The organism is Epilithonimonas sp. (assembly GCF_056329745.1).
In genome coordinates, this window is sequence record NZ_JBWEYV010000012.1 from 101,227 (window position 1) to 111,508 (window position 10,282).

Below are 10,282 nucleotides of genomic sequence, written 5' to 3' on the forward strand. Positions count from 1 at the left end.
ATTCAAAATGAAAATAATCTTTTCTTCTGTCCTTTTATCCGCAGTTTTGATGACCTCTTTTGCCAAGTCCCAAGTGATAAAAAAAATCCTTGATGAGAAAAAATCCATTCGTCAGGATATATCTATTCCCATTAACGGTAACGAAACACAGCTGCCTGTATATATTATTAAAGGAGAAAAACCGGGACCGGTTTTCAGTATTGTCGCAGGAATCCACGGGTTCGAATATCCTCCGATTATTGCCGTTCAGCAGATGATAAAGGAAATTGATCCTAAATCTCTTAAAGGAACTTTGATTATTGTTCCCATAGCCAGTTTGCCGTCTTTTTATAAGAGAACACCATTTGTAAATCCGTTGGATAACAAAAATCTGAATAATGCTTTTCCGGGTTCTGAAAATGGTACTTACACCGATCAAATTGCCCATAAAATGACGACAGAGATTATTTCTAATTCGGATATTTTTCTGGATATACACGGCGGTGATGCCAACGAGGACCTTTTCCCGTTTGTATGCTACTATAACCGTGAAGATTTGGCGGACAAAACCAATCTTGCGCATCAACTCTCGGAAAAATCGGGGATTGCAACCGTGGTGTCTTATCCCTTCAATATCAGTTTAACTGAGCCTGCCAAATATGCTTTTAAACAAGCTACCCAACAAGGGATTACGGCATTGAGTATAGAAGCCGGGAAGCTTGGAAATGTGCAGGAAAATAACGTTAAACTCATAAAAAACGCTGTTTATAATATGCTCCATCATCTTAGGATGTACGATAGTAAAATTTCCGGCGTTTTAGCAAAACCAAAATTTTTTGATCGTCAGGATTATATCAAAGTGCCGCAATCAGGGATTTTTTATAGCCAGCTGAAAAGTGGCGACCAAATTCGTAAAGATCAAATTTTAGGATATATTACCGATGAATTTGGAAACAAAAAACAAGACATTATTTCTGAATCCGACGGTGTTATTTTATATAAAATAGGAACACCACCGGTGAACAAAGGGGAAACGCTTTTCTGCATCGGTTCTCAAAAATCAAGCTAATCACAATCGTATCATATGAAAAAAATAATCACAATATCAGCCATTATTTGTTCTGCGGTTTTCTATTCCCAGGTTCAGAAAGTAGAGCCGGCATTCTGGTGGAGCGGGATGAAAAATCGTGAACTACAATTATTAGTTTATGGGAAAGATATCCAGAATCTTCAACCAGAATTTTCAACCGGAATCAAAATCAAAGAAGTCAAAAAAGTTGAAAACCCAAATTACCTTTTCGTAACCATCGACACAAACGGCGTTCAACCACAGAAAGCAAAACTGAATTTCAAAAACGGAAATAAAATCGTTAAAACTATTGATTACGAATTTAAGCAAAGACAACAAAACTCCGCTAATAGGGATTCTTACAAGTCGTCGGATGTAATGTATCTGATAATGCCAGACCGTTTTGCTAATGGAAACCCGAAAAATGATAATACGCCGGACACTGCTGAAAAAGCAGACAGGTCAAAAAACGGTGGCCGCCACGGTGGAGATATTGCCGGGATTGTAAAAAACCTGGATTACCTTCAGGATTTGGGAATCACAACGGTTTGGAACACGCCTTTGTTAGAAGATAATGAACCAACTTATTCTTATCACGGTTATGCACAAAGCGATTATTACAAAATCGATCCACGCTACGGAAGCAACGAAGATTACAAAAATCTTGCAGATGAGCTTCACAAGCGGAAAATGAAACTCGTGATGGATTATGTGACCAATCATTGGGGTTCAAAAAGCTGGATCATCCAAGATTTGCCTTCCAAAGATTGGATCCATTATTGGAACGGGCAGGAAAATGGTTTCCAAAGAAGCAATTACAGAATGACGACGCAATTTGATACCAATGCAGCAAAAGTGGACGAAGCGGCTTGTATGGATGGCTGGTTTGATACCACAATGCAGGATATGAACCAAAGCAATCCGATGGTGGTGACTTATATGGCGCAGAACGCGATCTGGTGGATTGAGTATGCCGGTTTAGACGGCTTCCGTGTGGACACTTATTCTTACAACGACAAAAAAGGAATTGCAGATTGGACCAAAAAAATCACCGATGAATATCCGAAATTCAATATTGTGGGAGAAGTTTGGATGCACGATCAGGCGCAGATGGCTTATTGGCAGAAGGATTCCAAAATTGCAGCAATCGAGAACTACAATTCTCATTTGCCAAGTGTTATGGATTTCACCCTTCACGATGCGCTTGGTCAGGTTTTCCGCGAAGATGCCGGCTGGGACTCTGGGATGCAGCGGGTTTATGATAATTTTGCGAATGATTTCCTTTATCCCGACATCAATAATATTTTGGTTTTTGCTGAAAATCACGATACCAACAGGTTTAATCAGATTTTCCCGAAAGTTGAAGATTACAAGCTAGCAATGAGTTTGATCTTGACCATTCGTGGGATTCCGCAATTATATTACGGTTCTGAGATTGGAATGGCTGGTGACAAAAACAACGGTGGCGATGGCGAGATTCGTAAAGATTTTCCAGGAGGCTGGGCTGGTGATGCGAATAATGCTTTCACAAAAGCTGGAAGAACGGCTTCTCAAAACGAATATTTCGATTATACTAAAAAACTCTTGAATTGGAGAAAAACAAATGAGGCAGTTCACACCGGAAAGACTTTGCATTACATCCCGAATGATAATGTTTATGTTTATTTCCGATACACAGATAGCAAAAGAGTAATGGTTGTAATTAATAACAATACGAAAAACCAGACTTTAGATTTGAAACGTTTTTCTGAAGGTCTGAAGAATTATACGAAAGGAAAAGATATCATTTCTGACAAAGATTTTGATTTGAAATCCAATTTGTCAGTTCCTGCAAAATCTTCATTAATTTTAGAATTGAAATAAAGTCCCTCCAAGGATAATTTAATATTGGTTTACTCTGATTTTTCAAAAAAAAGTTGAAGGTTTTCCAAATTCTTTTTATCGCTTCCGGCGAAAATTTCTTTATCAGTTATAAACACCGGCCGTTTCAAAAAGCTGTAATGATCCAGGATCAAATGTTTAAAATCTTTTTCTGATAATGCTGAAACATCAATTCCCCTGGCTTTTATCTGCGTCGATTTTTTGCTGAAGAGTGATTCGTAGGATTTTGTTTGTTTATACATTTCATTTAATTCCTCTTCGGTGATAGGTTTAGACTTGATTTCACGCAGTTCCCAACCCGAAAGGTCATAATGAGCCATTATTTTTTTGCAGGTACCACAGGTTTTGAGGTAAAATACTTTTTTCATTATCCAAATTTACGTAGATTATTATAAATATTTCTAAATAGAAAAATAAGAAAAACTGCAAAAAAACCTTGCGGGTTAAAAAATCATTTATAAATTTGCTGTATCAAAACGGCATTAATAAAACCGATTTGTAAATATTTAACTAATGAAATCATTGAACACAAATACTTGGTGGTGGCTTTCAAACTCTTTGTCGGGTCTGGGAGGATTATCGGTGTTCTAATATCTTGAACTAACTATAACTCAATATAAAGGCTTTGACAATTTTTGTTAAAGCCTTTTTTTATGCAGGTTTCAGCACTTTGAAAACAGAAATCCTGAAAAATAAACAAACAATGAATTTAGAAACAATCATTCCTATAAAAACAACGGTAAAAGCTCAGCTGGCAGACCTTTTTACGCCTATCGGTATTTACCTGCGGCTTCGGGATCAGTTCCGGGATACCATTCTGCTGGAAAGTGCAGGAAATGCGGGGGAAAACAACAACTTTTCATTCATCTGTGTTAATGCCATTGCCGGGATAGAAATCAGGGATTATGACGAGGCTGAGATCAAATTTCCGCTTCAAAACCCTGAAAAGATCAGTCTTCAAGATCAAAATTTGCCGGAATTGTTGCAGCAGTTTTCACAATGTTTCCACTGCGATGTGCCAGAATATGAGATTGGGAAACAGGCCCAGGGATTTTTTGGTTATACAAGTTATGATGCGATCCCGTTTTTTGAAAATATCAAATTCAAGGAACAATCCGAGGAAAATAAAATCCCATTGATGCGCTACAGGCTTTATCAATACGTCATTGCCATCAACCATTACAATGATGAGATGTTTTTGATCGAAAACAGGATTAAAGGCCTCAGATCCGAGATGGCTACAATAGAAAACCTGATTCATCAGAAAAATGCGCCGGTTTTCCCATTCGGGATTTTGGGTGCGGAAACGTCTAACCTAACGGATGATGAGTATCTGGCTGCTGTTAATCTTGCCAAAAAACACTGTTTCCGTGGCGACGTGTTCCAATTGGTTTTGAGCAGGCGTTTCGAGCAGAAATTCCAAGGTGACGAGTTCAATGTCTATCGTGCCTTGCGAAATATTAATCCCTCGCCATATTTGTTTTTCTTTGATTATGGCGATTACAAATTAATGGGTTCCAGCCCAGAAAGTCAGCTCATCATCAAGGATAGCAAGGCCATTATCCATCCTATTGCCGGTACGTTTAAAAGGACAGGTAATGTAGAGCAGGATTTGCAGGCGGCCGAAGAACTTAAAAAAGACCCGAAAGAAAATGCCGAACATACAATGCTGGTAGATTTGGCGAGGAATGATCTCAGCATCCACGGAAAAAATACAACGGTTTCCAAATTGAAAGAGATCCATTTTTTCTCGCACGTCATTCATATGGTTTCCGAAGTTGTAGCTGAGGTTTCGCCAGACCAAAACCCTTACGAAATGATCGCCACCACCTTTCCTCAAGGCACTCTCAGCGGTGCGCCAAAATACCGCGCTATGCAGCTTATAGATGAACACGAAAAAACCTCCCGAAGTTATTATGCAGGTTGTATTGGCTTCGTAGGCTTTGATGGCAGTTGTAATCAGGCCATTATGATAAGAACTTTTTTGAGTAAAAATAGAACGCTTTTTTATCAGGCAGGTGCCGGGATTGTAGCCAAATCTATTCCCGAAAATGAACTTCAGGAAGTTAATAATAAATTGGGTGCTTTGAAAAAAGCGATTGTAAAAGCTGAAAAATTATGAAAATATTAGTATTCGATAACTATGATAGTTTCACTTATAATTTGGTTCAAATCATAGAACAAATTGTTGGTGAAAAAGTAGATGTTTTCCGTAACGACCAAATTCCCTTGAAAGATATTGAAAAATATGATAAAATAATCCTTTCCCCAGGCCCCGGAATTCCCGAAGAAGCTGGCATTCTGTTGGATGTGATTAAAAAATATGCGCCCACAAAATCAATATTTGGAGTTTGCCTTGGTCAGCAGGCTATTGCAGAAGCGTTTGGAGGCAGTCTCATCAATCTGTCCGATATCTATCATGGCGTAGCAACAGACGCCGTTCAAACGTCTAATCATAAAATTTTTGATGATCTACCAACTGTATTACAGGTTGGGCGTTACCATTCCTGGGCTGTTAATCCGGATGATTTTCCGGCAGATCTGGAGGTTACCAGCACAGATACTAACGGAATGATTATGAGCCTGAAACACAGGGTTTATGATGTTCACGCCGTGCAATACCATCCGGAGAGTATTTTAACACCTGATGGAAAAAAAATTTTAGAGAATTTTTTATTGAATTAAAATGAAACAAATCCTACAATATCTTTTCAATCACCAGACTTTGACAAAATCCGAAGCCAAAGCCATTTTGATTGAGATTTCACAAAATAAATTTAATGACAGCGAGGTGATCTCCTTTATCACTGTATTTCTAATGAGAACTATCACGCTGGGGGAGATGGAAGGTTTCCGCGAAGCGTTGCTGGATTTGGCAAAGCCTGCACACCTAGGGACTACAGATTTGGTAGACATAGTAGGGACTGGGGGAGACGGAAAAAATACCTTTAATATTTCTACATTGGCGAGTTTTATCGTGGCCGGAGCAGGGCAGAAGGTGGCAAAACAGGGCAACTATGGCGCATCGTCTATTTCGGGGTCGTCCAATGTTTTGGAAGAATTGGGTTACAAATTCAAAGATAATTCCGAAGATTTGAAGTCAGATTTGGAAAAAGGAAACATCTGTTTTCTGCACGCACCGCTGTTTCATCCCGCACTGAAGTCGGTAGCACCATTCCGCAAACAGTTGGGGCTCAAAACGTTTTTCAACCTTTTGGGGCCGTTGGTCAATCCAGCGCATCCCGATTTTACAATGATTGGTGTGGCCAGCCTAGAGATTGCCAGGGTTTATCAATATCTATTGCAAAAGCAGCAGCATCCTTTTATGATTGTTCACGCTTTGGATGGTTACGATGAAATTTCCCTGACGGGAGACACAAAAGTTTTCAGTAAAAATGGCGAAAAAATCTATTCTGCAGAAGATTTGAAATTTAAAAACATACATCCAGAAAGTATTTTCGGTGGCGAGAGCAAAGAAGAAGCGGCTCAGTTGTTTATCAAAATTCTGGAAGGCAACGGAACCGGAGAACAGAATTCTGTAGTTTTGGCTAATGCTTCCATTGCTCTGGAAAATACCGCAAAATATGGAAGTTATGATGATTGTTTAGCTATTGCAAAAGAAAGCCTGGAAAGTAGGAAAGCGTTACAATGTTTGAAAAACATTATTAATTAAAAATTAGAAAACCAAAAAAACTTTTTTAGGCTTTTGCATAGCTTAAAGAGCAATTGATAATCTTTACGGTTCAAAAAAATAAAAATGAATATCCTCTATAAAATCATAGAAAGAAAAAAACAGGAGGTTGAGAGCGCAAAATCTCATGTTTCTGTTCAGCGACTGAAAGAGTCAGCATTTTTCAACCGAGACACTTTTTCTTTAAAAGAAACAATCAGAACAAAATCCGGTATTATTGCCGAGTTTAAAAGGCAATCGCCAAGTAAAGGTATTATCAACGATAAGATCGCTCCTCTGGAAGTGGTTTCTGGATATGAAAAATTTGGGGCGAGCGCCGTTTCTATTTTGACGGATAAAGATTTTTTTGGTGGAAGTTTTGATGATATTCTAAATGTCAGAAATCATATTAATATTCCGATTTTGAGGAAAGATTTCATGATTGATGAATACCAATTTTACGAAGCAAAATCAATCGGAGCCGATATTATTTTGCTGATTGCAGCGTGTCTTTCGCCCACTCAGGTTTCAGAATTTACGGATTTGGCACATACTTTAAACCTCGAGGTGTTGCTCGAAATCCATTCTGAAGAAGAACTGAAACACATTAATAAAAATGTTGATTTTGTTGGGATTAACAACCGGAACCTGAAAGATTTTAAAGTAGATTTGCAGCATTCTGTAGATTTGAAAAATCAGCTTCCAAAAGATATTTTTTCAATCGCAGAAAGTGGAATTTATAATGAGGAAGACTTTAGATTTTTGAAAGAAAAAGGATTTGATGGGTTTTTGATGGGCGAATATTTTATGAAAGATAAAGATCCGGGCAAGAAATTAAGCGAATTTGTTTCCAATGTAGCAATTTAACAATAATGGAAAATCAAAAGCCAAAAGCCAGAAACCAGCCACTAATCAAAGTTTGCGGATTGAAAAAGCTTGATCAAATACAAGAATTGATCGATTTGGAAGTGGATTTCTTAGGTTTTATTTTCTACGAAAAATCACCAAGATATGTTTTGAATCATTTGAATCTAAAACAAATCTCAGAAATCAATCATCCCAGAAAAGTTGGTGTTTTTGTGAATGAAAATATGGATGAAATTGTTGAAATTGTTGAACAGGCAAAATTGAATCTTATCCAGCTTCATGGCGATGAAAATGAAGAGTTCATTTCAGAATTGAGACAAAAATTAAATTCAGAAATCGGAATTATAAAAGTCATCAGAATTGGAAATCAATCGTCTGAAGAATTACAAAAAATCATTAATCATCAGCCAAAAATTATCAACTACCTTTTATTCGATACAGATTCCAAAGCTTTTGGCGGAACAGGGAAAACCTTCAATTGGAATATTTTGAACGATATCGAAATTCCAATTCCCTATTTTTTGAGCGGTGGAATTTCATTGAAAAATGCAAGGAATTTAGAAAATATCACTCAAAAACCTTACGCTCTTGACGTCAATTCAAAATTTGAGATCGAAGCTGGAAATAAAGATTTAGGAAAAATAAAAGAATTAAAAAAAATATTAGAAATATAGATTTTTTACAGGAGAACAGATGCTCAGTTTTTTGATATTGATCATCTCTGTAAAATTCCCTTATAAAAAAAACAATTATGAATTACCAAAGCCCAGATACAAACGGTTATTATGGCAATTTCGGAGGTGCTTTTGTTCCCGAAATGCTTTACCCAAATGTTGCAGAACTTCAGGAGAAATACCTGGATATTATGGAATCTGAAGAATTTCAGGCAGAGTTCCAGGATCTTTTGAAGAACTATGTCGGCCGTGAGACACCACTTTATTTTGCGAAAAACCTCAGTAAAAAATACGCCACCAATATTTACCTTAAAAGGGAAGACCTTAACCATACCGGAGCGCACAAAATCAATAATGCATTGGGGCAGGCTTTGCTGGCTAAAAAATTAGGTAAACACAGGATTATTGCTGAGACAGGTGCCGGGCAACATGGCGTTGCAACAGCCACAGCTTGCGCTTTACTTGGTTTGGAGTGCATCGTTTACATGGGCGAAGTGGATATTGCAAGACAGGCTCCCAACGTTGCACGCATGAAAATGCTGGGTGCAAAAGTGGTTCCCGCAACGTCCGGATCCAAAACCCTAAAAGATGCCGTAAACGAGGCGCTTCGTGACTGGATCAATAATCCATCTACCACGCACTATATCATTGGTAGTGTGGTGGGGCCGCATCCTTTTCCGGATATTGTAGCACGGTTTCAAAGCGTTATTTCTAAGGAAATCAAACAGCAATTGAATGAAAAAATAGGAAGGGAAAATCCTGATTACCTGATTGCCTGTGTAGGTGGTGGAAGCAATGCCGCAGGGACTTTTTATCATTTTGCAAATGACGAAAGTGTTAAACTGATTGCTGCTGAAGCCGGCGGATTGGGCAAGGACTCGGGGAAATCTGCGGCGACTACTTTTCTGGGGACTTTAGGTGTTCTGCATGGTAGCCAAAGTCTGGTGATGCAGACGGAAGACGGTCAGGTGATAGAACCTTATTCAATCTCGGCTGGTTTGGATTATCCGGGCATCGGCCCTTTGCACGCCAACCTTTTCAAAGAAAAAAGAGCAGAGTTTTTCAGTGTTAATGATGATGAAGCCTTGCAATCTGCATTTGATTTGACCAGAACTGAAGGGATAATTCCGGCGTTGGAAAGTGCACACGCTTTGGCTGTTCTTGACAAAAAGAAATTTGAAAAAGATGATGTGGTGGTCATTTGCCTGAGTGGCCGTGGCGATAAGGATATGGAAACGTATTTGAATGTACAAAGCACAATGTAATATGTACAAAGTATCACATTAATTAATTTTTAAATACAGTTTACATCATACTTTTTACAATCTTATGAAAAAACTAAATATATATTTTACAGCAGGTATCCCAAAGCTGGAAGATACCGGAAAAATCGCCCGCCTTATTCAAGAGTCCGGAGCAGATATGATGGAAATTGGGATTCCTTATTCGGATCCAGTGGCAGATGGCCCTGTGATTCAGCAGGCACATCATCTGGCACTTGAAAACGGGATGACAATCAAAAAATTATTTGAACAATTAGCAGAAATCAAGGATTCGGTGACAATTCCGAAAGTATTGATGGGATACTTTAATCCTGTTTTACAGTTTGGTTTTGAAAAGTTTTGTGCCAAATGTCAGAAAGTGGGCATCTCTGGATTGATAATTCCTGATCTGCCTCCTTTTGAATTCGAAAGGCACTATGGTTCTATTTTAAAAAAACATGGTATCAATTTTACCTTCCTTATAACGCCTGAAACCTCGGTGGAGAGAATCAAATATTTGGATTCGCTAAGTTCGGGATTTTTGTACGCCGTGAGTTCTTCATCCACTACAGGAAAAGAAAATGTGCAGCTTAAGAATGAAGATTATTTTGAACGGATTGCTTCACTGAAACTTAAAAATCCAGTTTTTATCGGTTTTGGTATCAAAAATCATAATGATTTTCAAAGTGTAACCGAAAAGGCTGATGGTGGAATTATAGGAACGGCATTTGTGAAAATCCTTCTGGAAAATGAAGATTGGAAAGAAAAGGCATTTGATTTTATAAAAGCAATTAAAGCATAAAACACAAAAAGCTCCCGATTTGGTAGTCATGGTCGGAAGATTTTTTCTTCCGATTTTTTTTGTTTTTTTTAGAAAAAA

10 protein-coding genes are annotated in these 10,282 nt (G+C 38.1%); 9 read left to right on the forward strand and 1 reads right to left on the reverse strand.

What is annotated here, in order from left to right; translation table 11 throughout:
• The first annotated feature begins 7 nt into the window (after positions 1-7).
• Together AC00Y6_RS10105 and AC00Y6_RS10110 are read left to right on the forward strand one after the other, a co-directional pair.
• Positions 8-1,048 carry a succinylglutamate desuccinylase/aspartoacylase family protein gene (locus AC00Y6_RS10105; protein ID WP_474490499.1) on the forward strand — a complete coding sequence of 347 codons (1,041 nt, stop codon included), beginning with the start codon at positions 8-10 and terminating at the stop codon, positions 1,046-1,048.
• A gap of 15 nt (positions 1,049-1,063) precedes the next feature.
• Positions 1,064-2,911 carry a glycoside hydrolase family 13 protein gene (locus AC00Y6_RS10110; protein ID WP_474490500.1) on the forward strand — a complete coding sequence of 616 codons (1,848 nt, stop codon included), beginning with the start codon at positions 1,064-1,066 and terminating at the stop codon, positions 2,909-2,911.
• 29 nt (positions 2,912-2,940) lie between these two features.
• Here AC00Y6_RS10110 and AC00Y6_RS10115 read toward each other — a convergent pair whose 3' ends face one another.
• Complete coding sequence (locus tag AC00Y6_RS10115) at positions 2,941-3,297, reverse strand: arsenate reductase family protein (RefSeq protein WP_474490501.1); 357 nt, start codon at positions 3,295-3,297, stop codon at positions 2,941-2,943.
• A gap of 335 nt (positions 3,298-3,632) precedes the next feature.
• Between AC00Y6_RS10115 and AC00Y6_RS10120 the strand changes: the two genes are divergently transcribed.
• The 7 genes from AC00Y6_RS10120 (at position 3,633) to trpA (ending at position 10,204) form a co-directional block, all read left to right on the forward strand.
• Positions 3,633-5,051 (forward strand): anthranilate synthase component I family protein, encoded by a 1,419-nt coding sequence (locus tag AC00Y6_RS10120; RefSeq protein ID WP_474490502.1) that lies wholly within the window; start codon positions 3,633-3,635, stop codon positions 5,049-5,051.
• On the forward strand, positions 5,048-5,614 hold the full coding sequence (locus AC00Y6_RS10125) for an anthranilate synthase component II (protein ID WP_474490503.1): 567 nt from the start codon (positions 5,048-5,050) through the stop codon (positions 5,612-5,614). The genes AC00Y6_RS10120 and AC00Y6_RS10125 overlap by 4 nt, the downstream gene beginning before the upstream one ends.
• A gap of 1 nt (position 5,615) precedes the next feature.
• A complete protein-coding gene (trpD, locus tag AC00Y6_RS10130) occupies positions 5,616-6,602 on the forward strand; it encodes an anthranilate phosphoribosyltransferase (protein ID WP_474490504.1) in 987 nt (328 codons plus the stop codon).
• A gap of 84 nt (positions 6,603-6,686) precedes the next feature.
• Entirely contained in the window at positions 6,687-7,466 is a 780-nt protein-coding gene (gene trpC / locus AC00Y6_RS10135; RefSeq protein ID WP_474490505.1) for an indole-3-glycerol phosphate synthase TrpC, read from the forward strand.
• 5 nt (positions 7,467-7,471) lie between these two features.
• Positions 7,472-8,140: a phosphoribosylanthranilate isomerase gene (locus AC00Y6_RS10140; RefSeq protein ID WP_474490506.1), complete on the forward strand. Its 669-nt coding sequence runs from the start codon at positions 7,472-7,474 to the stop codon at positions 8,138-8,140.
• A gap of 77 nt (positions 8,141-8,217) precedes the next feature.
• A complete protein-coding gene (trpB, locus tag AC00Y6_RS10145; RefSeq protein WP_474490507.1) occupies positions 8,218-9,405 on the forward strand; it encodes a tryptophan synthase subunit beta in 1,188 nt (395 codons plus the stop codon).
• Positions 9,406-9,469: 64 nt separating this feature from the next.
• Entirely contained in the window at positions 9,470-10,204 is a 735-nt protein-coding gene (gene trpA / locus AC00Y6_RS10150) for a tryptophan synthase subunit alpha (RefSeq protein WP_474490508.1), read from the forward strand.
• Positions 10,205-10,282 lie beyond the last annotated feature (78 nt).